The organism is Pseudomonas sp. NEEL19, assembly GCF_028751975.1.
GTDB lineage: Bacteria > Pseudomonadota > Gammaproteobacteria > Pseudomonadales > Pseudomonadaceae > Aquipseudomonas > Aquipseudomonas juntendi.
The window spans coordinates 3620102-3642776 of the sequence record NZ_CP081491.1 but is presented as its reverse complement, the minus strand read 5'-3'; the positions used below and the strand labels follow the sequence as shown (position 1 = coordinate 3642776).

Here is a 22675-nt window from a genome sequence, read left to right as displayed (position 1 = left end):
GACGTGACGAGACGGGTGTATGTCAAAGTGTGGCGTGCTTGCGCGGGTGCCTGGCCTGCGCGCAGAGGCGATGTCCGCCTGGGTGATGGCCCTGATTGCGCTGCTGGCCGGCGGCTTGTTGACGGCCGCCCTGGCTCTGGCCGCGCAGTCGTTGTACAACCAGCAGCTGCGCCAGCGCTTCGAGTTGCTGGCGGGAGAGCGCTTTGGCCGCATCGCCGAGCGTTTTGCCGAACAGCAGCAGCGCCTGGATGGGCTGCGCTGGTTTTTCAGCTATTCCGATGAAATAACCCCCCGGGAATTTGCCGGTTATGCCCGGCCGCTGCTGCACCGTACCCAGGCCTATGCCTGGGCCCCGCGTGTAGAGGCCGCGCAGCGCGCCATATTCGAACGCCAGGCCAGCACCCTTGCCGGCCCGGGCTTTATGATTCGCGATCAGGACCCGCAGGGGCAGTGGCGCCGCGCCCCCGCGCGCGACCTGTATTTTCCCGTGCTGTATAACGCGTCAGGCACCTTGCCGGGGCTGCCATCTGGTCTCGACCTGGCTGCGCAGGATGCGGCCCGGGCAGTGCTTGCGCGGGCGCTGGTGCCGGGGAGCATGGCGGTGTCGCAGCCGCTGAAGTTGAATGCCAGCGAACCGGGCGCGCGCGGCCTGATGATGGTGGCCCCGGTATTCGCCGTTGCCACGCCCCACGGCACGGCAGCGGGTTATGTGCTGGCCCTGTTGAGCATGCCCGAGCTGATCGGCGATGGCCGGCCAGTGGCGCCTGACGATAACCTGGTAACGCGCCTGGTTGACCCGTCCGGGCGGCAGGGCCCAGAAGTTCTTTACGACTCCAACAACCCCGTGGCGCCCCTGTCGCTGGTCAGCGATCAGGTGCTGCCCCTGGCGGACCGCCAGTTGCTGCTGAGTATCCGCCCCAGCCTGGCATTCCTGCAGGCCAACCGTTCTTCGGCGGTGCTGGCAGTCGGTGCACTGGGCGGTTTGCTGAGCCTGCTGCTGAGCGTGATGTTGTTCAACCTGTTCAGCCAGCGTCAACGGGCCTTGGCCCTGGTTGCACAGCGCACCGCAGCGCTGCAGGTCAGCGAACAGTCGCTGCGCGGCACCCACAACCAGCTGCGCAGCGTGCTGGATGCCGCGACCCAGGTTGCGATCATCGCCACCAACCTCAAAGGGGTGGTCAGCACTTTCAATGCCGGTGCCGAAAGCATGCTCGGTTACCCGGCCAGTGAAGCCATTGGCCGCCTGCGCCTTGAGCAACTGGTGCTGGCCGAGGAGCTGAGCCAGCGTGCCCATGCCTTGAGTTTGCGCTTTGGCCGCGCCATTGCGGGGGGCCATGCACTGTTTGCCGAAACCGTATACGAACAGGGCGCCGAGCCGGGTGAGTGGACCTTGGTACGCGCCGACGGCAGCCAACTGGTAGCCAACATGCTGGTGACCGCCATGCTGGACGACCAGGGTTTATGGGTGGGTTACCTGGCCATCTGCATCGACGTCACGGAGCGGCGTCGGGTACATGAGGCATTGGCTGCGCGTGACCGGTTGCTGGAAAAACTCAGTGCCGAAGTACCGGGCGGCATCTACCAGTACAGGCTTGATGCAAACGGCCATTCGTGTTTCCCCTATGCCAGCAAGGGGCTGTACGACATTTATGAGCTTGACCTGCAGCAGCTGCGCGAGGATGCCGCCGCAGTGTACGAGCGCATTCACCCTGATGACCTGGAGCGGGTGAGCCGTTCGGTGCGCTACTCGGCCGAGCACCTGACGCCATGGCGCGAGGAGTACCGCGTGTGCCTGCCCCGGGCGGGCTTGCGCTGGGTGCGTGGCGAGGCAACGCCGGAAGTGGGCGAGCAGGGCTGCACCTTGTGGCATGGCTACCTGACCGATATTTCCGATCTCAAGGGTGTGGAACACGAGTTGCGCAGGCTGTCGGTGACCGATTCGCTGACCGGCATCCATAACCGCCGTTACTTCCAGGAACGGCTGAAAAACGAGTTGGAGCGTGCCCAGCGAGATGGCCAGGCGCTGGCGGTGATCATGCTCGACATTGATCACTTCAAGCGCATCAACGACCGTTTCGGCCATGCGGTCGGTGACCGGGTGCTGCGTAGCCTGTGCCAGCGCATCGGCCAGCGCTTGCGGCGTACCGATGTGTTCTGCAGGCTGGGCGGGGAGGAGTTCATGGTGCTGTGCCCGGGCACTGATGCCGAGCAGGCGCGTGTGCTGGCGCTGGAGCTTTGGCAAGGCGTGCGCAATGACCCGGTAGACGGCGTGGGCCAAGTCACCGCGAGTTTCGGCGTGGCCGGGTGGCGGCCGGGGGAGGGCGCCGACGCGTTGCTGTTGCGCGCCGATGCCGGGGTTTATGCGGCCAAGCAGGCCGGGCGGGACCGGGTAGAGGGGGAGTCTGCCTGACCGCGCTGCCAGGTGCTGGCCACCACATCTTCAGCGCCTGTGAGATCGAGCGCCGCGCGGGCGGCGCTCGATGCATCAATTGGCAGCGGTGCTGCCGGCCAGCTTCGGCTGGCGGTACAGGTCCAGCAGCACCTGGTCCAGCACCTGCGAGGCACCCCAAGGTTTCGGGTCGTTGAGGATCGCCGCCACTGCCCAGGTGTGGCCGTTGCTGTCGCGGCTGAAACCGGCTATTGCGCGCACCGTGTTCAGGGTGCCGGTCTTGATGTGCCCTTCGCCGGCCATGGCGGTGCGCTTGAGGCGCTTGCGCATGGTGCCATCCATGCCCACCAGCGGCATCGAACTCATGTATTCGGCAGCGTAGGGGCTCTTCCAGGCTGCCTGCAGCATCTCGGCCATTTCCCGGGTGCTGACGCGCTCGGCTCGCGACAGGCCAGAACCGTTTTCCATCACCAGGTGCGGCGCGGTAATGCCTTTTTTCGCCAGCCACTGGCGTACCACGCGCTGTGCGGCACGCGCATCGTCGCCATCGGCATCGGTGCGGAACTGTGCGCCAAGGCTGAGGAACAACTGCTGGGCCATGGTGTTGTTGCTGTACTTGTTGATGTCGCGGATTACTTCGACCAGGTCTGGGGAGAAGGCACGTGCCAGCAGGCGGGCACTCTTGGGTACGTTCTCGACACGGTCGCCGCCCTGGATGGTGCCGCCCAGCTCGTTCCAGATGGCACGCACGGCACCGGCCGCGTAAGTCGGGTGGTCAAGCAGGGCCAGGTAAGTCTGCGAGTTGCAACCGTCACCCAGTTGGCCGCTGACCGTCACACTGATGCCGTTGGCCTGAGGCACTGGGTTGTAGCGCACATCGCCACTGCATTGTTTCGAGGCCACAGGCTTGACCTGGTTGTCGATGCGGATGCTGGCAATCGGTGGCTCCACCGCAATGGTGACCTTGCCTCCATCGTTGCGGGCAACAAAGCGCAGGGCCTTGAGGTTGACCAGCAGCGAGTCGGGCTTGACCAGGAACGGCTTGTTTTCGTCACCGCCGTCGTCGTTGAACTGGGGCAGGTTGGGTTGCACGAAGTGGCTGCGGTCCAATACCAGGTCACCGGTGACGGTGCGCACACCATTGGCGCGCAGGTCACGCATCAGCAGCCACAGCTTTTCCATGTTCAGCTTGGGGTCACCGCCGCCTTTGAGGTACAGGTTGCCGTTGAGCACCCCGTTGCTCAGGGTGCCGTCGGTGTAGAACTCGGTCTTCCACTGAAAGGTCGGGCCAAGCAGCTCGAGGGCTGCGTAGGTGGTAACCAGTTTCATGGTCGAGGCCGGGTTTACCGACACGTCGGCATTGAACACGGTGGGAACACCGGGGCCATCCAGGGGCAGCATGACCAGCGACAGTGCGGTGTCTTGCAGTTTGTTGGCTTTGAGCGCCTGCTGCACTTTGGCAGGCAAGGTGGTGTTGACGGCTGCGGCTTGGCTGGGCAAGGCGAAGGGCAATAGCAGGCCGGCGAGAACGAGGGGACGAAGCGTTTTGATCATGGTGAGCAAATACCCTGCAGCGAGGGAAAAGGACATTGGGGCTGTAAGCGATGATGGCCCCACGAGCTAAAGAAACCGCATTATGCCCCAAGCGTAGCGACGATGCGCCACGTTCGACGGAAAACCATCGCCAATAAAAAGGCCACCTCGAGAGGTGGCCTTTCTTCGATCGAACCGGGCTGAGGGTTACTCAGCCTTGTTGATCGGCTTTTCCGGGTACCAGGCGTCCAGCAACGGGCTGACTTCGATCTTGGTCAGTTCGCTGCGGCCTTTGAGCCAGGCTTCGACGGCGGCGCGTTGTTCTTCGCTGACCGAGCCGCGTTTGACCGAGCACACCAGGCCGTAATCGTCACCGCCTACATAATCCAGGCCGTTGGCGTCCATGGCTTCAGCCAGGAACGCGTCGAGGAAAGCATCGATTGCCTGGTCATCCAGATCTTCCTTGAATTCCAGGTTCAGCTCGAAGCCCAATTCCTGAAACTCGTCGACACACAGCTTCTTGCGCAGACGACGGGAGCGGTTTGTGGCCATGAAACAATCCTCTTAGGTAATAACGCCGCGCAGTCTACCAGTTAACACGCGTGGCTGCCTGCCTGAGTGTCGGCGGGTGGCGCCAACTCCCTGGCCAGGGCGCGCTCCACCCGGCGCATGTGGCGTGCCAGTGCCTGGCGCTTCAAGCGTAGCTGGGCAGGGGTGAGGGTGCCGGCTTCCAGCGCTTCGCATGCCGCCATCAGGGCGGGTGCCTTGAGCATGCGTGCGGCGCTCAGCACCTTGTGGGCCTGGTCGGCGATGGCCGTGCTGTCGTGCTGCGGGTCCAGCGCCATCAAGCTGAGCAGGTCGGCCTGCAGGCTCTGCAGTAGCGCTTGCAGAAAACGCTGGCGGTCGTCGGGTGCTGGCCCGGTCACGGCCGCCAGGCCGCCCAGTTCGTACAACCTGTTCGGGGGGCATTGCTGGCGGCGCGGGTGAATGCCCGCCAGGCACTGGCTGAGCGTACTCAGGCTGATGGGCTTGAGCAGGCAGTCGTCCATGCCGGCGCTCAGGCATTTGCGACGGACCTCTGGCTGGGCGTTGGCGGTATAACCCAGGATGGTGCAGCGCGGCCGCTGGCCATGGCGTTCTTCGGTGCGCACCGCGGTTGCCAGCTGGTAGCCGTTCATGTGCGGCATGTTGCAGTCCAGCACCAGCACGTCGAAATCACCGGCGCGCCAGGCGGCCAGGCCTTCCCGGCCATCCCGGGCGCTGGCATGCTGCAGGCCCAGATAACCGAGCTGCTGCGCCATCAGTTCCAGGTTGGCCGGGTGATCGTCGATCACCAGCACGCGCAGACCGGGGTCGGGAACGTCCAGGCATTCCGGCAACTGGGCGGGTTGCGCTGCAGCATCGACCCGTTGCAACGGCATCTTCAGGCGCACCTGGGTGCCGACATCCTCCAGGCTCTTGATGGTCAGGCTGCCCCCCATCATGTCGCACAGGTTGCGGCAGATGGCCAGACCGAGCCCGGTGCCCGCACGGGCACCCTGGCTGTGCGGGTTGGCTTGGATGAACGGGTTGAACAGGCGCTTCAGGTCGTCGGCATGGATGCCGATACCACTGTCGCGCACCTCCAGGTCCAGCATTGCAGGCCTGCCAGGGGCTTCGTCCAGCAGGCTGACGCAGATGCGTACCTGGCCATGCTCGGTGAACTTGATGGCGTTGCTCACCAGGTTGGACAGCACTTGCTTGAAACGCAGGGGGTCGAGCAACGCGTGGCAACGTGCGGCCGGTTCGATGATCACTTCCAGCGCCAGGCCTTTTTGCCGTGCCTGGCCATCGAACATGCGCCCCACCGACTCGACCAACGCTGCCAGGTCGACCACCTCGGGGGCCAGCGACAGATGCCCGGATTCGATGCGCACGATATCGAGAATGTCACCGATCAGGCCCAGCAGGTCTTTGGCCGAATGGTGCGCCAAGGCCAGCGCGCTGCGGTCCACCCACCCTTGATCGGCGCGTTTGACCGCCAGTTCGAGCATGCCGATGACCGCATTCATGGGCGTGCGGATTTCGTGGCTGATGGTGGCCAGGAAGGTGCTTTTGGCGCGGTTGGCATCGTCGGCCTGCTGCTTGGCCTGGCGCAGTTCCGTGACCAGCTGGCGGCGGTCGCTGATGTCGATCCAGCCGCCGATGATGCCCTGCACCTCACCCAGCGAATCACGGTAGGGCAGGATCCAGTGGTAGATGGTCATCTCCCGGCCCTTGATCCGCAACGGGCGGTCCATGATCAGGGGGGAGCCGGCGGCCATCACTTTGTGGTAATCCGCCTGGATTTGCCGGGTCTGTTCGGCGTCGGCGAACAGGCTGGCGGTCAGCTGTTTGCCGATAACCTGCTCGGAGCGGGCCTGTACCGCCTCCAGATAGCTGTAGTTGCAGCTTTGAAGGCGGCCATCGCGGTCGCGCACGTACATGGGGTGAGGGGTGCCGTTGAGCAGTGCGCGCATGAATGCCAGTTGGTCGTTCAGCGCCCTTTCGGCGCGCTGGCGCTGACGGATCTGCAAGCGCAGGCGGGCGTTCCAGAGCAACGCCAGCAGAAGCAGCACCGCCGTGGCCAGTACCACCTGCAGCGCCAGCCGGCGGTAGCTCTGGCTCTTGCTGTCTTCGTGCGGGCCAAAGCTACGCCAGCGGTTGTTGATGACCCCCAGTTCCTCCGGCGAAATGCTCTGCAGCGCCTTGTCGAGGATCGAGGCCAAAGCCGGTGAAGACGCGTTGGTGGCCATGGCGTAGTTGGCGGGCTCACCGCCGACCGAGGTGCGGATGACCAGGTCGGGGTTGCTGGCCAGGGCGTGGTTGGCATCGATCAGGGTGGTGATCACCGCATCGACGGCGCCGCTGTTGAGCAACGCCATGGAGTAGAACGCGCTGGCGCTCTCGACCCAGCCAATGTGCGGATAATGCTGCGGCAACGTGGCATGCATGGCACTGTGGCGGGTAAAGGCGATGCGGTAGCCCTGCAACTGCTCCAGGGACCCTGGGGCCGGTTTGTCCTTGCGGCTGACCAGAACATAGGCGCTTTCCAGGTACGGCCGGCTGATCTGCAGGTCCTTGTCGACCAACCCGGCGATGGCCAGGGCGGCGATCACGTCGGCGCGGCCATCCTTCAAGCGGGCGATCATGTCGGCGATGCCACTGGCCCGCTGTACCTCGAAGCGCAAGCCGGTGCGCAGGCGAATGAGCTCAAGCAGGTCTGCAGTGATGCCGCGAAAATGTCCTGAGCCGTCGAAGTAGGACAGGGGCGCAGCGGTGTCGTCAATGGCCACACGCATCACGGGGTGCTGTTGCAGCCATTGTTGCTCTGTTGCGCTCAATCGCAGGTTGCGGTCGGTCAACAGCAGGTCGCTGCCGGCGCTCCAGCGTTTGAAGATACTGGCACGCATGGCGGGGGGCTGGCTATCGAGGATGGTATCGACCAGTTCCCTCAGTACGGTGTCCTGCTGGCGCAGGGCAAAGCCGAAGCCGATGGCTTCGTGCTTGCCGAAGTTGGCCATGCGCAGGCGTGGCAGGTGGCCGCGGTTGAGCTGGTAGTGGGTGGAAATGGTGTCGCCGATGAACACGTCGGCCTGGCCGAACGCTACGGCATTCAACGCCTGGCTGGAGGACTCGAACGTCAGCAGCTCGGCATCGGGGTAGGCGTTGAGCAGTTCTGCCTCGGGCAGGTAGTGATAGAGCATGCCCAGGCGCATGCCGGCCAGGCCCGTGTCCAGTGCCCGCGTTTCGTCTTCGCGTGTGACCAGCACCGGCTGGTCAACGGCATAGGGGTGCGACAAGGCCAGGCCGTCGCTGGCCGCTTCGTAGCCATTGGCGCTGCCCAGCAGGTCGATGTCGCCTTGCCGGAGTGCTTCCAAAGCGGCCTGCCGGCTGGGAAAACGCAGCACCCGGACCGGCAACTCCAGGGCCGTGCCGATCAGGTTTGCATATTCGGCGGTAAGCCCCTGGTAGTCACGGCCGCCACTGGTGATGTCGAACGGCGGGTAGTCAGGGGCCGATGTTCCCAGCACCAGTTCCTGGCGCCCTGCAAGCCATTGCCGTTGCTCGGCGTTGAGTTCCGGTGGCGCTGGCATAGCCGACGAACGCGGGAGGAGCGTGTACGATGCAGTTTCGTGGTGGGTGGCCACTGCCGCGCTGCTGAACAGCAGCAGCGCGAGCAGCAAGCGGGCGAAAGGGCGGGCCATGAACATGCTCAGACCAGTGCGTTGCGCTTGGCCATCTCGATCAGGTCGACCAACGTACTGACCTGCAGCTTTTGCATGAGGCGCTTCTTGTAGGTACTCACGGTCTTGCTGCTGAGGAACATGCCCTTGGCAATTTCCTTGTTGCTGCGCCCTTGGGCGAAGAGTTGCAGCACCATCAGTTCGCGATCATTTACCTGGCGGAAAAGTTGCAGGTCGCTCGTGGTTACCTGGTCATGCTTTATTGCCTGGCTGGGGAAGTAGTTGTAACCGGCCAGCACGGCCTTGATTGCACTCAGCAGTTCACCGAGGTCCTCCTGCTTGCACACATAACCGGCAGCACCCGAGTGCATGCAGCGAACGGCAAACAACGCCGGGGCCTGGGCAGTCAGCACCAGCACTTTCATGGGCAGCGCCATGGCCTGGAAGCGCGCAAGCACCTCCAGCCCGTCTAGCTTGGGGATGCTGATGTCGAGGATGACCAGGTCGGGGTGGCTCTCGCGGATCATCTGCATCGCGTCCACGCCATTGTCCGATTCACCGACAATCTTGTAATTCTGGTTTTCCAGCAGCATGCGGACGGCAAGGCGGATGACCGGATGATCGTCAACAATAAATATGGAATGCATGTTCAACTTGCCTGCGGTCAATTGTGGGTGACAGGCGGCACCTTATCGCAGTTGGAAGTCAACGGGCATGCAAGGAAGGGCTGTTTGCCCCATATGGGAAATGGCTTACAAGATAAAGCAAAACGGGCTACGAGATAATCGTGCGCGACCCAATGTCAAAGTGCATTTGGTAACTTTTCGTTGGCAAATTAAACGTGTTGTTTAATTTGCCCTTGGTATATGTAGGAAGTTTCCTGTAACCCAGGTGCAGCACCGGCACGCTGGCCGGTCTGCACCGCCATGGCTCAGCCCGGGCCCGAGCGCCCGGTCATTTCCCTGGCCATTTCGCTGGCGTAGCTGTCGGTCATGCCGGCGATGAAATCGATCATGCGCAGGAACGCGTTGTACAGCGAGCCGTGTGGGTCTGGTGCACTGTTGCCGAGCAGGTCCATGACGCGCCGGCTCTTGAACGAGGGTGTGCGCCCGCCGTGTTGTTCGAGCGCCGCGCCGCAGAAGGTATTGAGCAGGATTTCCAGTGTGGTGTAGGCGCCGATTTCGTGCAGGGTCTTGCGCTTGTCCTGGAAGATCTTGTTGCGCGCCATGTCTTTGGCCTGCAGCACGCAGCGCTTGGCCGGGCCGTGCATGTGTTCGACCAGGTCGCCTGGAAGTTGCCCGGCCAGCAACGCTTGCTGCTGCTCGACAAAAGCTTGGGCGGCAGCGTTGGTCAAGTGCTCGATGGCCTTGCCACGCAGGATGGCCAGCTTGCGCCGGCGAGAATCGCCAGGGCCGAGTTGGCGATAGGTTTCCGGCAGATCGTCGCCGACCAGGTCGAGCAACAAGGCTTCGACTTCGCCGTATTGCAGCAGGTCCATCTCCAGGCCGTCTTCCAGGTCGATCAGCGCGTAGCAGATGTCATCCGCCGCTTCCATCAGGTACACCAACGGGTGGCGCGCCCAGCGCTGGTGCTCCAGCTGTGGCAGGCCGAGCTTGCGGGCGATCTGTTCCAGCAGTGGCAGCTCGCTCTGGTAGCTGCCGAACTTGTGCTTCTTGTAGCCCAGGGCGTCGGCATGGCGGGCGCTCCAGGGGTATTTGAGGTAGGTGCCGAGGGTGGCATAGGTCAACCGGGTGCCACCGTCGAACTGGTGGTACTCCAGTTGCGTAAGCACGCGAAAGCCCTGTGCATTGCCCTCGAAATTGAGGAAGTCGGCACGCTCGTCATCACCCATGTCGTCCAGCCACCCGCGCCCGGCCGCCTGCTGGAACCAGTGACGTATGGCGTCTTCGCCAGAATGGCCGAATGGCGGGTTGCCGATGTCGTGGGCCAGGCAGGCCGACTGCACGATCATCCCCAGGTCGCTGGGCGCGCACCAGTCTGGCAAGCTTTCGCGCAGGGTTTCCCCCACGCGCATGCCCAGCGAGCGCCCCACGCAACTGACTTCCAGCGAATGGGTCAGGCGCGTGTGAATGTGATCGTTACTGGTGACGGGGTGCACTTGGGTCTTGCGCCCCAGGCGGCGAAAGGCGCCCGAGAAAATGATGCGGTCGTGGTCTTTGTGGAAGGGGCTGCGCCCGAGTTCTTCGGCGCTATACAGGGCTTTGCCCAGACGTTCGCGGGTGAGCAGGGTGTGCCAGTCCAAGGCGCGGTCTCCAGGGGGTCAAAGGCTATAGCTTCTGGTGTGCTGTGCCTGCGCGCAAGTGGCAGGGGCAACGCTGGCCGCTGGCTTGCATTAGCCGCGAATGGCCGGTGGCGGCACCGATACATTCGCGGTTGAGCCTGCGCCCATGCACCGCCTTCAGCGGCGACGGCTACTTTGCAGGTACAGGCGTACCAGCGGCAGCAGGCTGGTGCCCAGGCGCACAAGCCTGCCCAGGTTGCCGCTGCGCACGCCCTTGCCGGTCATGAAGCCCAGGGCTACCACAGCGCCAATGCCCCACAGCGGCGCGTGTTTGATGCCCAAGCCGTCGTGCAGCGAGCTGCCCATGCCGCGCATGCGCTGCAACGGTGCCAGCAGTTGCCCGGATTCGTGGCGGATCTCCTGGCGGTGCATTTCCATGCGCAGGCGCAGCAACGCCTTGCGCAGCTCGCGTGGGTTTCGTGTGTTCGGCAGTTGTGGCAGGTTCATGGCAACAAGCGCTCCCGGTCCTTGGCGAGTTCTTCGAGAGTGGCGTTGAAGGGGGATGACTCGTCGAACACCGCTGCCTTCAACCGTACACCGCAATACAGTGCAGCCAGGCTATAGAACACGCACAGGCCGATGATGCCGGCAAGGCGATAGCTGTCCCACAGCAGCACCAGTAGCAAGCCCGAAAGTGCAGTGAGCAGCAGCAGGGCGAACACCAGTGCCAGGCCGGCGAACAACAGCAACCTCAGCGTGCGGCCTTTCTGCTCCTGCAGCTCGATACCGAACAGCTCGATATGGCTGTGCAGCAGCCCCAGCGCGGCTGCGCCCAGGCGCCTGCCCGATGCGCCGGCGCCGTTGGCTTCGTTCTCCATGGGAACCCCTTAACGCCGGTTGGCCAGCAGGCCGATCAACAGGCCGACGCCGGCAGCGATGCCGATGGCCTGCCATGGGTTTTCCTGTACGTACTGCTCGGCGCTGCCCAGCGCAGCCTGGCCGCGGTCGCGTACCGACTCCTGGGTCAACTGCAGGGTTTCGCGGGCCTGAGCCAGGCGCTCGTGAATCTGCCCGCGCAACTCCTCGGCCTGGTCGCCTGCCAGGTTGGCGGTGTCGGCCAGCAGCTTTTCGGTGTCGCGCACCAAAGCCTGGAAGTCAGCCATCAATATCTCTTGTGCAGTCTTTGCCGAATTGCTGGCCATGTGTCTCTCCCTGTCGATGAATGTTGGTAGTTCGAGTGATAGCACGCGCGGAAGGTTCAAGTGACCGTACACCCGCGTGTGCTGGTATGCGCCTTGCTATGTGTTTGCCACGTTGCGGGGCACCTCAGGCTGTTCTTGCGCCGATTCGGGGCGCCCACGCGGCGAATATCGATAAACCTTAACGCAATCCTCGACAAACCCAAGAAAAAACCACGCAGGTCGCGCCCACGCAACTGAAACAGGGTGATGGCTGGCACCGATTCGGTGCAGGGATGCAGGTTCTTGAACTGTCCTGGTGCCTTTTTCAGCAGGTCTGCCTATTTCATGGATAACATGCACAGCGCGATGGACTCCCTGGTCCACGGTTCCAACACCCTGTTCCTTCTCATGGGCGCCATTCTGGTGCTGGCCATGCATGCCGGCTTCGCGTTTCTCGAAGTGGGCACCGTACGCCACAAGAACCAGGTCAATGCCTTGTCGAAGATCCTCAGCGACTTCGCCATTTCGGCGCTGGTGTATTTCTTTATAGGCTACTGGATCGCCTATGGGGTCAACTTCTTCCAGCCTGCTGCAACGCTCGCTGCCGACCATGGCTACGCGCTGGTCAAGTGCTTCTTCCTGTTGACCTTCGCTGCAGCCATTCCGGCGATCATTTCCGGGGGCATCGCCGAGCGTGCGCGTTTTGTGCCGCAACTGTGTGCCACCGCACTGATCGTGGCATTCGTCTACCCCTTCTTCGAGGGTGTGGTGTGGAACGGCAACCTGGGCCTGCAAGCCTGGTTGCAGGACCGCTTTGGCGCGCCGTTCCATGACTTTGCCGGCTCAGTGGTGGTGCATGCCATGGGCGGCTGGCTGGCGCTGGCGGCGGTGCTGCTGCTCGGCCCGCGCCGCGGTCGCTATCGCGATGGTCGGCTGGTGGCTTTTGCGCCCTCGAGCATTCCCTTTCTCGCCCTGGGCTCGTGGATCCTGATCATTGGCTGGTTCGGTTTCAACGTGATGAGCGCCCAGACCTTGGAGGGGCTCAGTGGCCTGGTGGCGATCAACTCGTTGCTCGCCATGGTTGGCGGCACGTTGTCGGCGTTGCTGGCGGGGCGCAACGACCCCGGTTTCCTGCATAACGGGCCGTTGGCCGGGTTGGTGGCGGTTTGCGCCGGCTCAGACCTGATGCACCCGATCGGTGCGCTGGCTACCGGCCTGGTGGCGGGCGGGCTGTTCGTGTGGACGTTCACCGCGGCCCAGAACCGCTGGAAAATCGACGACGTGCTGGGTGTTTGGCCGTTGCATGGCCTGTGTGGCGTGTGGGGTGGGGTTGCCTGCGGTATCTTCGGCCAGGCGGCACTGGGCGGCATGGGCGGCGTCAGCCTGGTCAGCCAGCTGCTGGGGAGCCTGATGGGGGTGGTGGTGGCACTTGCCGGTGGTTTTGCCGTGTATGGTGCGCTGCGCGCCGTGCATGGCCTGCGGCTGAGCCATGAGCAGGAATTCCAGGGCGCTGACCTGTCGCTGCACCGTATCGGCGCCACCAGCCAGGATTGAAGGTGCACGATGGCCGTGGTGGTCCTAGAATAGGTTTCTCTGCATGCTACATCGGGACCCGCCCCATGCTGCCTGAATGCCAACTGTTCGGCACCCTCGGCTGCCACCTGTGTGAAGTGGCCGAGTCGGTGCTGATGCCCTTCGTCGATCATGGCCTGCTGGTGGAGCTGGTCGATGTTGCCGAAAGTCAGCCTTTGTTCGAGCGATATGGGCTGGTCATTCCGGTGCTCCGGCGCTGTGACAACGGTGCCGAGTTGCACTGGCCGTTCGATGCCGAGCAGGTGGTGGCGTTCCTGGGGCAATGACACCGACAGGGGAGGTACAACCCTGCTCCATGGCAGGTGATGCGCGCTGATGATCAGGCGCCGGCGCACCAGTGCCGGTGCCCCTAGCCATCATCGGAACCGCTTGCCATGTTGATCACACCACATTTCACCCTCGCTGAACTGACCGTTTCCCAGCTCGCGGCCAGGGATGGGTTCGACAACACCCCGCCACCTGAAGCCAGGGCCAACCTGCAACTGCTGTGTTGTGCGCTGGAACAGGTGCGCGCGCTGTTCGGCGTGCCCATCATTATCAGCAGCGGCTACCGTAGCGAGAAAGTCAACCGGTTGATTGGCGGTGCCGCCAACAGCCAGCATATACAAGGGCTGGCGGCTGATTTTACGGTCATCGAGGTCAGCCCGCGCGAGACCGTGCAACGGATCAGCGAAAGTACGGTGCCTTTCGATCAACTCATTCTCGAGTTCGACAAGTGGGTGCACCTGTCGGTGGCGCGGGGCACCCCGCGGCGCCAGGTGTTGACCATCCGCAAGGGCGGCGGCTATCTGGCGGGGCTGCAATGAAGCGCATTGACTGCGACGCGAGGATGTTCGTATGCTGTATATAAATACAGTATCGAGGTAAAGCCATGCTCAACGTCGAGCAACTCAAGTACAGCGTCAACCGCATGCCTGTGGAGCGGGTGGCCGACGCCGTTCTGGAACTGCGCCTCGAAGGCCTGGTGACCGATGACCGCACCCCCTTCGGCAAGGTGCATTTCAATACCTGCTTTGCCGAGATCGAAGCCTTGTTCCAGCGTGCCGGCTACCACCGTGGGCTCGATGTGGTCGGGTACCAGGGAGCGCTCTACGCACTATACGACCCTGGCCGCTGGGAGCCGGTGCAGGTGCTGCGCTGGTTGAAGGAGCGCAGCGAGGCGCTGGCCCAGGCTGGTTGATGGGGCGGGGTTGGGTGATAATGCGCGGCCGTGCCTGTTCCGAGCCCTGCCATGTCCACGCCATTCGACCCCGCCCGCCAGCAAGCCAGCACCGTGTGCCTGCCACCCGGTCACTGGGCAACGGTGCTCGATTGCCTGTGTGACCATTTCAAGGCCATCGACCGTGCCCAGTGGCTCGACCGCTTTGCCAGGGGGCGGGTGCTGGACGCCCAGGGGCAGGCAGTGGCTGCCGAGCTGCCTTACAAACCGGGCATGCGCTTGCACTATTTTCGCGAAGTGCCGAACGAGCGACCGATCCCGTTGCAGGAGCACGTGCTGCACGTGGACGAGCACCTGGTGGTGGCGGACAAGCCGCATTTCCTGCCGGTGACACCGACTGGCGAGTACGTTGAGCACACCTTGCTGCGCCGCCTGATCCGCAGGCTGGATAACCCTCACCTGGTGCCGTTGCATCGCATCGATCGGCATACCGCCGGGCTTGTGCTGTTCTCTGCCAACCCGCATACGCGTAGCGCTTATCAGCGGCTATTCCCCGAGCGACGCATCGACAAGCGCTACCAGGCCATCGCGGCCGCTTTGCCGCAACATGCGTTTCCGTTGGTGCACAAAAGCCGTCTGGTGCATGGCGAGCCCTTTTTCCGCATGCATGAGGTAGAGGGCGAGGCCAATAGTGAAACCCTGGCCGAGGTGCTGGAGAAGCGCGGAGCGCTGTGGCGGTACGGGTTGTCGCCGGTCACCGGCAAGACCCACCAGTTGCGGGTGCACATGGCTGCGTTGGGCGCGGGCATCAGCAATGACCCGTTCTATCCGCAGTTGCTCGACACCGCCGACGATTACCAGCGGCCATTGAAACTGCTGGCGCAGAGCCTGCGTTTCACCGACCCGTTGAGCGGCGAAGAGCGCTATTTCGAGAGCCGCTTGAGCCTGGACTGGTAAACCTGTCTGGGCATGCGTTGCCAGCCAGGGGCTGCTGTGCAGCCCCTCGCGGCGCGTAGGTCTGCGGTCAGCGGTTGAAGCGCTCCACAAGTGAGTACTGGCTCCCCGCCGTAGTGGTCAGCTCTTCGCTCAACAGCGCCGAGTGCTGTGCCTGCTCGGCGGTCTGGTCGGCCAGTTCGGCGATGGTGCTGATGTTACGGCTGATCTCATCGGCCACGGCGGTCTGCTCTTCGGTCGCGGCGGCAATCTGGGTCGCCATGTCGGTGATGTTGGCGACCGCTTCGCTGATGCCGACCAGCGCTTCGTCAGCCTGCATCACACGATCAACGCCTTCCTGCGCCTGACGGTGGCCGGTTTCCATGGTCAGTACGGCGTTGCTGGCGGTTTGCTGCAGCTTGGCGATCAGGCTGTGGATCTGCCCGGTGGACTCGGCGGTGCGTTGAGCCAGCTGGCGCACTTCGTCGGCCACTACAGCAAAGCCACGGCCCATTTCCCCAGCCCGCGCCGCCTCGATGGCGGCATTCAATGCCAGCAGGTTGGTCTGGTCGGCAATGCCCTTGATCACATCGACGACACCGCCAATTTCGTCGCTGTCCTTGGCCAGTTGCGTGACGGTCTGGCCGGTTTCGCCCACTGCTGTTGACAGGCGTTCGATGGCCTCGCGGGTTTCCCCGGCAATCTGCCGGCCCTGGCTGGTCAGGCGGTTGGCTTCCTGGGTGGCATCGGCTGTGCGTTGCACGTGGTTGGCAACTTCCTGGGTGGTCGCGGCCATCTGGTTGACGGCGGCGGCGACCTGTTCGGTTTCGACCCGCTGGCGTTCCAGCCCCGAAGAGCTCTTGTGTGCCAGGGCGTCGGACTGCCGCGCCTGGTCGCTGAGGTGCTCGGCGCTGTCCTGCAAGCGGGTCAGGCAGGTTTTCATGCGCGCATCCTGGCTGAGCATGGCCATTTCCAGGCGGGCCTGCACGCCACGGCTGTCGGTGTACATCTGCGCGATCAGCGGGTCGGAGGTGGTCTGTTCAGCCAACCGCAGCAAGCGCTTGAGGCCGCGTTGCTGCCAGCTCAGGCCGATCAGCCCAAGCGGTACGGAAAGCGCGGCGGCCAACGCGAAGCCCCAGGAATGGCCCAGCCAGTTGCCAATCAGGAAGCCCGCCTGGCTGATCAGGATGAACGGCAACCAGTCCTGCAGCACCGGCAGCCACTTGTCACGGCGCGGTACCGGCGGCTTGCCCTGGTTGATGCGCTGGTACAGCGCCTCGGCGCGGCGGATCTGCTCGGCGGTGGGTTTGACCCGCACAGACTCGAAGCCGACCACCTGGTTGTTGTCAAAAATCGGTGTGACGTAGGCGTTGACCCAGTAGTGGTCGCCCGACTTGCAGCGGTTCTTGACGATACCCATCCACGGCTGGCCTTGCTTGAGGGTTTGCCACATATGGGCAAACACCGCAGGCGGCACGTCGGGGTGGCGCACCAGATTGTGCGGCGCACCGGTCAGTTCTTCGCGGGTGAACCCACTGATGTCGATGAAGGCATCATTGCAGTAGGTAATCACGCCCTTGGCGTTGGTGGTGGAGATCAACCGCTGCTGGGCAGGGAAAGTCCGTTCTCTCTGGGTAATCGGCTGGTTGTTACGCATGGGGTGATAGTCCGCAGGGCTTTGGATGGGTATCGGCAAGCCACCGGGATTATTGAGTGATTATTTAACATGCGTGACAAAAGGTGTTCGATTTTGGTGCAAGGGTGCCTGAGCAATCGAGCGCCGTGTGGGCGGCGCTCGATTGGCAGGTGTCGCAGGTTTTCCAGTGCGGCTGCGCCCTCAACCCGCAATCAGCTGGCGCAGCACATAATGCAGAATTCCGCCTGCCTTGAAGTACTCCACCTCGTTGACGGTATCGATCCGGCACAACACCTCGATCTGTTCCTGCTGGCCATCCTCGCGGGTGATGCGCACCTGTAGCGGCATGCCGGGGTGAATCGGTGCGCCGTCCAGCCCCAGCACGTCGATCTGCTCCTTGCCGGTCAGCCCCAGCGCCTTGCGGTCATGCCCGGCCGTGAACTGCAGCGGCAGCACGCCCATGCCCACCAGGTTGGAGCGGTGGATACGCTCGAAGCTTTCCGCCAGCACTGCCTTCACGCCCAGCAGGTTGGTGCCCTTGGCCGCCCAGTCGCGGCTGGAGCCGGTGCCGTATTCCTGCCCGGCGATCACCACCAGCGGGGTTCCTTCCTGCTGGTAGCGCATGGCCGCGTCATAGATCGACAGTTTTTCACCCGAGGGCACGTGCAAGGTGTTGCCGCCTTCCTCGCCCGCCAGCATTTCGTTGCGGATTCGGATATTGGCGAACGTACCGCGCATCATCACTTCATGGTTGCCGCGCCGCGAACCATAGGAGTTGAAGTCGCGTGGCTCCACACCTTTTTCGCGCAGGTAGCGCCCCGCTGGGCTGTCGGCCTTGATGTTGCCGGCAGGGGAAATGTGGTCGGTGGTCACCGAGTCGCCCAACAGCGCCAGCACGCGGGCGCCGCGGATATCGGTGATGGCCGGTGGCGGCCCGCCGATGTCGTCGAAGAATGGAGGGTGCTGGATATAGGTGGAGTCTGCCTGCCACACGTAGGTAGCGGCCTGGGGTACCTCGATGGCCTGCCACTGGGCATCGCCGGCGAACACTTCGGCATATTGCTTGTGGAACATGGCCGTGTCGACCTTGGCCACGGCCGCCGCGATCTCCTGCTGGCTGGGCCAGATATCGCGCAGGTACACCGGTTGGCCGTCCTTGCCCGTACCCAGCGGGTCACGCGTCAGGTCCACGCGCACACTGCCGGCGAGCGCATAGGCCACGACCAGCGGCGGCGATGCCAGCCAGTTGGTCTTGACCAGCGGGTGAACGCGCCCTTCGAAATTACGGTTGCCCGACAGCACCGAGGCCACGGTGAGGTCAGCGCTGGCAATGGCTTTCTCGATGGCTTCATCCAGCGGGCCGGAGTTGCCGATGCAGGTGGTGCAGCCATAGCCAACCAGATCGAAGCCCAGCTCGTCGAGGTATGGCGTGAGCCCGGCGGCCTGGAAGTAGTCGGTGACTACCTTGGAGCCCGGTGCCAGCGAGCTTTTCACCCAGGGTTTGCGTTGCAGGCCTTTTTCCAGGGCTTTCTTGGCTACCAGCCCGGCAGCCATCATCACGCTGGGGTTGGAGGTATTGGTGCACGAGGTGATGGCGGCGATCACCACGGCGCCATCGCGCAGGGTGTGGGTCTGGCCTTGGTGGCTGTAGTCGATCTCGCCGGCCTGGTCGGCATTGCCAACGGCCACGCCACCACCCCCTTCACTTTCCAGGCGGCCGACTTCCTTGGCCAGCGGCTTGGGTTGCAGTTCGATGAAGTGGTCGAAGGCCTGGCTGACCTGGCCCAGTGCGACCCGGTCCTGCGGCCGCTTGGGCCCGGCCAGGCTGGCTTCGACGTCGTGCATGTCCAGCGCCAGGGTGTCGCTGAACAGCGGCTCGTGGCCGGGCAAGCGCCACATGCCTTGGGCTTTGCAATACTGCTCGACCAGTTGCACGGTCGCTTCTGGCCGCCCAGACAGGCGCAGGTAGTCCAGGGTGACGTCATCGACTGGGAAAAACCCGCAAGTAGCGCCGTACTCCGGGGCCATGTTGGCGAGGGTGGCGCGGTCGGCAAGCGGCAGCTCGGCCAGGCCGTCGCCATAGAACTCGACGAACTTGCCGACCACGCCTTTCTTGCGCAGCATCTGGGTCACGGTCAGCACCAGGTCGGTCGCAGTGATGCCCTCGCGCAGCTTGCCGGTCAGCTTGAAGCCGATCACTTCCGGGATCAGCATCGATACGGGCTGGCCGAGCATGGCCGCCTCGGCCTCGATACCGCCGACCCCCCAGCCGAGCACGCCCAGGCCGTTGATCATGGTGGTGTGCGAGTCGGTGCCGACCAAGGTGTCGGGGAAGGCATAGGTGCGGCCATCGGCTTCACGGGTCCACACCGTGCGGCCCAGGTATTCCAGGTTGACCTGGTGGCAGATGCCGGTGCCCGGCGGTACCACGCTGAAGTTGTCGAAGGCGTTCTGGCCCCAGCGCAGGAAGGCATAGCGCTCGCCGTTGCGCTGCATTTCGATTTCCACGTTCTCGCTGAAGGCTTGCGTTGTGCCGTAGCGGTCGACCATCACCGAGTGGTCGATCACCAGGTCGACCGGTGACAGCGGGTTGATGCGTTGTGGGTCGCCGCCGGCCTTGGCCATGGCGGCGCGCATGGCGGCCAGGTCGACCACTGCCGGTACGCCGGTGAAGTCCTGCATCAGTACGCGTGCGGGGCGGTACTGGATTTCGCGGTCGGAGCGCCGCTCGCCCAGCCATTGGGCGAGGGCGCGCAAGTCGTCGCCGGTCACGGTTTTGCCGTCTTCCCAGCGCAGCAGGTTTTCCAGCAGCACCTTCAGGGACATGGGCAGGCGTTGCAGGTCACCCAGCTGGCGGGCGGCTTCGGTGAGGCTGAAATAGTGGTAGGTCTGGTCGCCGACCTTGAGCGGCTTGAGGGTGTTCAGGCTATCGAGCGAGGGCATTGCCAACTCCTTCTGCGCCGGTGCCCGGCATTGAATTGCGGTTTGCCGGTAGCACCGTTGTGTATCGGCCCGCACGGCACGGACCTGGCTGAAAGGTCAGGTTAGACCGGTTTAGGCCACCTGACCCTTTTCTGGACCGGCGGGGCGTGTCGCAGGTTCCGAACTTCCTTTATCATCGCCGCCCTGCCGGCGCCTGTGACGCGCCCGCCGTAGTGGAGTGAGAGATGAATACCCTGTTCATGCATTGCCGGCCCGGTTTCGAGGGTGAGGTGTGCGCCGAGATCAGCGAACATGCCGCCCGCCTGGGTGTCGCGGGCTATGCCAAAGGCAAGCCGCAAAGTGCCAGCGCCGAGTTTGTCTGTAGCGAGGAGGGCGGTGCCGAGCGGTTGATGGGGGAGCTGCGTTTCAATCAGCTGATCTTCCCGCGGCAATGGGCCCGGGGTGCGTTTGTCGAGTTGCCGGAAAGTGACCGTATCAGTGTGCTGCTTGCGCAGTTGGCTGGTTTTCCGGTGTTCGGCAGCCTGTGGCTGGAAGTGCTGGACAGCAACGAGGGCAAGGCGTTATCGACGTTCTGCCGCAAGTTCGAAGTGCCTTTGCGCAAGGCCCTGGAAAAGGCCGGGCGCCTGGTTGACGACGCCAGCCGCCCACGCTTGCTGCTGACCTTCATCAGTGGCCGGCGGGTATTTGCGGGTATCGCTGCGGCCAACAACAGCGCGTTGTGGCCCATGGGTATCCCGCGTCTCAAGTTCCCCCGCGAGGCGCCCAGCCGTTCGACCCTCAAGCTGGAAGAGGCCTGGCACCAGTTCATCCCGCGTGAGCAGTGGGAGCAGCGCTTGGGCGATGATATGACCGGCGTCGACCTAGGGGCTTCGCCGGGGGGGTGGACTTACCAGCTGGTGCGTCGTGGCATGTTGGTGACGGCTATCGATAATGGGCCGATGGCCGAGAGCCTGATGGATACCGGCCTGGTCCAGCACCTGATGGCCGATGGCTTTACCTGGCAACCCAGGCAACCGGTGGACTGGATGGTTTGCGATATCGTCGAGAAGCCGGCGCGGACGACTTCGCTGATCGAAACCTGGTTGGGTGAGGGGCTATGCCGGGAGGCGGTGGTCAACCTGAAGTTGCCGATGAAGCAGCGTTATGCCGAGGTACGGCGGCTGCTCGAGCGCATGGAGGCGACGTTCAAGGCACGTAAGGTACGGGTTTCGATTGCGTGCAAGCAGCTGTATCACGACCGTGAGGAAGTGACATGCCATTTGCGGCGGCTTGATCTGAAACCTCGTTGATTTGATGGTTGGTGGTTGAGGGTGGTGCGGATGCGAACGAATACCTATGCGGTTCCAACGGCCACACCTTTGCAGAGCTTGAAATCCTGGGCGCTGGTTTTTGGTGGCGTGATAACTCCAGCTGCGGTAGAGACGCATAGTCACCTTTTCGCCCTTACGGCGAGTCACTTTTTGTCAGACGCGACAAAAAGTAACCAAAAAACGCTGCGCTCCCGTCATCCGGCCCCTGCGCTGCGCTCCGGGGTTCCCTCGCTACGGGCATGCTCCCGGGAGTACGCGCTGCAGGCCCCGTCCCTGGGGCCTCAGCGCTTGACGGGCATCCATGCCCGTCACCTCCCTCCGCATACCCTCCGCTCGGCCTCCTGAAGTCGCGAAGATCAAGATCAAGATCAAGATCAACAGCCAGATCAAAAGCTGTGCGGGGGTGGTTGCATGGTGCGAAACCCAAGAAAGCGCTGCTGTTGCTTCTGCTTTTTGCTTTTGCTTCTAAACGCGCGGTAGCACAGGCGCTGCAGATTGCGACTTCAGGAGGCTGAGCGAAGGGCATGCGGAGGGAGGTGACGGGCATGGATGCCCGTCAAGCGCTGAGGCCCCAGGGACGGGGCCTGCAGCGCGTACTCCCGGGAGCATGCCCGTAGCGAGGGGACCCCGGAGCGCAGCGTAGGGGCCGGATGACGGGAGCGGGCGGCTTTGGTTACTTTGGCCAAGACCAAGGTAACCCGCCGTAAGGGCGGAAAGGTGACTCGGCGCCGCCTACGCGAACGAATACCTATGCGGTTTCAACGCCCACATTTTTGCAGAGCTTTAAATCTTGAGCGCCGGTTTTGATAGCGCGAAAACTCCAGCTGCGATAGCGACGCATAGTCACCTTTTCGCCCTTACGGCGAGTCACTTTTTGTCAGACGCGACAAAAAGTAACCAAAAAACGCTGCGCTCCCGTCATCCGGCCCCTGCGCTGCGCTCCGGGGTTCCCTCGCTACGGGCATGCTCCCGGGAGTACGCGCTGCAGGCCCCGTCCCTGGGGCCTCAGCGCTTGACGGGCATCCATGCCCGTCACCTCCCTCCGCATGCCCTCCGCTCGGCCTCCTGAAGTCGCGAAGATCAAGATCAAGATCAAGATCAACAGCCAGATCAACAGCCAGATCAGAAGCCGTGCGGGGGGGGCGGCGCGAAGCCTCTGACCCGCCGTAGGGGCGCAAAGGGCCTGGGCAACGCCCGTCCGGACGTATGGCCTGCAAAGCCGCGCTTGGACCCCGCCGCGTGATGCGCGACAATAGCGATCATTTTCGGAGCCCCCCATGACCGATTTCACCCCCGACGCCATCCTCGATGCCACCGGCCTGAACTGCCCGGAGCCGGTGATGATGCTGCACCAGCACGTACGCAACCTGGCCGCCGGCGGCCTGCTGAAGGTCATCGCCACCGACCCGTCCACCCGCCGCGACATTCCCAAGTTCTGCAACTTCCTCGGCCACGAACTCGTGCAACAGCAGGAAGACGCCGGCACCTTCCTTTACTGGATTCGCAAAAAAGCCGACTGAAACCCTGTGCAACCCACCCGGCGATGCGCCT

The 22675-nt window shown here is 63.5% G+C and carries 18 protein-coding genes; 8 read left to right on the top strand and 10 right to left on the bottom strand.

Going from position 1 to position 22675, the window contains the following annotated elements; all coding sequences use genetic code 11:
• The first annotated feature begins 19 nt into the window (after positions 1 to 19).
• On the top strand, positions 20 to 2410 hold the full coding sequence (locus K4A76_RS16185) for a sensor domain-containing diguanylate cyclase (protein WP_274410693.1): 2391 nt from the start codon (positions 20 to 22) through the stop codon (positions 2408 to 2410).
• Positions 2411 to 2485: 75 nt separating this feature from the next.
• Here K4A76_RS16185 and dacB read toward each other — a convergent pair whose 3' ends face one another.
• The 8 genes from dacB to K4A76_RS16145 form a co-directional block, all read right to left on the bottom strand.
• Positions 2486 to 3943 carry a D-alanyl-D-alanine carboxypeptidase/D-alanyl-D-alanine endopeptidase gene (gene dacB, locus K4A76_RS16180; RefSeq protein ID WP_029887788.1) on the bottom strand — a complete coding sequence of 486 codons (1458 nt, stop codon included), beginning with the start codon at positions 3941 to 3943 and terminating at the stop codon, positions 2486 to 2488.
• Between the two features lie 186 nt (positions 3944 to 4129).
• Positions 4130 to 4474 carry a YggL family protein gene (locus K4A76_RS16175; RefSeq protein WP_009684007.1) on the bottom strand — a complete coding sequence of 115 codons (345 nt, stop codon included), beginning with the start codon at positions 4472 to 4474 and terminating at the stop codon, positions 4130 to 4132.
• Positions 4475 to 4515: 41 nt separating this feature from the next.
• Positions 4516 to 8148 (bottom strand): transporter substrate-binding domain-containing protein, encoded by a 3633-nt coding sequence (locus K4A76_RS16170; RefSeq protein WP_274410692.1) that lies wholly within the window; start codon positions 8146 to 8148, stop codon positions 4516 to 4518.
• 8 nt (positions 8149 to 8156) lie between these two features.
• Positions 8157 to 8774, bottom strand: a complete 618-nt coding sequence (locus tag K4A76_RS16165) for a response regulator transcription factor (RefSeq protein WP_009684005.1) — start codon at positions 8772 to 8774, stop codon at positions 8157 to 8159.
• A gap of 284 nt (positions 8775 to 9058) precedes the next feature.
• Positions 9059 to 10390, bottom strand: coding sequence for a deoxyguanosinetriphosphate triphosphohydrolase (locus K4A76_RS16160; RefSeq protein WP_009684004.1), 1332 nt, complete (start codon positions 10388 to 10390; stop codon positions 9059 to 9061).
• Positions 10391 to 10546: 156 nt separating this feature from the next.
• Positions 10547 to 10876, bottom strand: a complete 330-nt coding sequence (locus tag K4A76_RS16155) for a hypothetical protein (protein WP_236186011.1) — start codon at positions 10874 to 10876, stop codon at positions 10547 to 10549.
• Entirely contained in the window at positions 10873 to 11247 is a 375-nt protein-coding gene (locus tag K4A76_RS16150) for a phage holin family protein (RefSeq protein WP_009684002.1), read from the bottom strand. Before K4A76_RS16150 ends, K4A76_RS16155 begins: the two co-directional genes overlap by 4 nt.
• 9 nt (positions 11248 to 11256) lie before the next feature.
• Complete coding sequence (locus tag K4A76_RS16145) at positions 11257 to 11571, bottom strand: DUF883 family protein (RefSeq protein WP_009684001.1); 315 nt, start codon at positions 11569 to 11571, stop codon at positions 11257 to 11259.
• A 324-nt stretch (positions 11572 to 11895) separates the two neighbouring features.
• Here K4A76_RS16145 and K4A76_RS16140 point away from each other — a divergent pair, with 324 nt between their 5' ends.
• The 5 genes from K4A76_RS16140 (at position 11896) to K4A76_RS16120 (ending at position 15259) form a co-directional block, all read left to right on the top strand.
• The gene (locus K4A76_RS16140; RefSeq protein ID WP_029886184.1) at positions 11896 to 13104 is read left to right on the top strand and encodes an ammonium transporter; all 1209 of its coding nucleotides are present in this window, start codon (positions 11896 to 11898) and stop codon (positions 13102 to 13104) included.
• 65 nt (positions 13105 to 13169) lie between these two features.
• Positions 13170 to 13409: a glutaredoxin family protein gene (locus K4A76_RS16135; RefSeq protein ID WP_009683999.1), complete on the top strand. Its 240-nt coding sequence runs from the start codon at positions 13170 to 13172 to the stop codon at positions 13407 to 13409.
• 108 nt (positions 13410 to 13517) lie between these two features.
• Positions 13518 to 13949: a D-Ala-D-Ala carboxypeptidase family metallohydrolase gene (locus tag K4A76_RS16130; protein WP_274410691.1), complete on the top strand. Its 432-nt coding sequence runs from the start codon at positions 13518 to 13520 to the stop codon at positions 13947 to 13949.
• 65 nt (positions 13950 to 14014) lie between these two features.
• Positions 14015 to 14323, top strand: coding sequence for a hypothetical protein (locus K4A76_RS16125; RefSeq protein WP_009683997.1), 309 nt, complete (start codon positions 14015 to 14017; stop codon positions 14321 to 14323).
• 51 nt (positions 14324 to 14374) lie between these two features.
• The gene (locus tag K4A76_RS16120; RefSeq protein WP_274410690.1) at positions 14375 to 15259 is read left to right on the top strand and encodes a pseudouridine synthase; all 885 of its coding nucleotides are present in this window, start codon (positions 14375 to 14377) and stop codon (positions 15257 to 15259) included.
• A gap of 67 nt (positions 15260 to 15326) precedes the next feature.
• Here the strand turns inward: K4A76_RS16120 and K4A76_RS16115 are convergent, their stop codons facing one another.
• Together K4A76_RS16115 and acnA are read right to left on the bottom strand one after the other, a co-directional pair.
• The gene (locus K4A76_RS16115) at positions 15327 to 16892 is read right to left on the bottom strand and encodes a methyl-accepting chemotaxis protein (protein ID WP_029886187.1); all 1566 of its coding nucleotides are present in this window, start codon (positions 16890 to 16892) and stop codon (positions 15327 to 15329) included.
• 180 nt (positions 16893 to 17072) lie between these two features.
• On the bottom strand, positions 17073 to 19814 hold the full coding sequence (gene acnA / locus K4A76_RS16110) for an aconitate hydratase AcnA (RefSeq protein ID WP_274410689.1): 2742 nt from the start codon (positions 19812 to 19814) through the stop codon (positions 17073 to 17075).
• A gap of 224 nt (positions 19815 to 20038) precedes the next feature.
• Between acnA and rlmM the strand changes: the two genes are divergently transcribed.
• Both rlmM and tusA read left to right on the top strand, forming a co-directional pair.
• Positions 20039 to 21103: a 23S rRNA (cytidine(2498)-2'-O)-methyltransferase RlmM gene (gene rlmM, locus K4A76_RS16105; RefSeq protein WP_009683992.1), complete on the top strand. Its 1065-nt coding sequence runs from the start codon at positions 20039 to 20041 to the stop codon at positions 21101 to 21103.
• Between the two features lie 1298 nt (positions 21104 to 22401).
• Positions 22402 to 22644 carry a sulfurtransferase TusA gene (tusA, locus tag K4A76_RS16100; RefSeq protein WP_009686255.1) on the top strand — a complete coding sequence of 81 codons (243 nt, stop codon included), beginning with the start codon at positions 22402 to 22404 and terminating at the stop codon, positions 22642 to 22644.
• Positions 22645 to 22675: the final 31 nt, after the last annotated feature.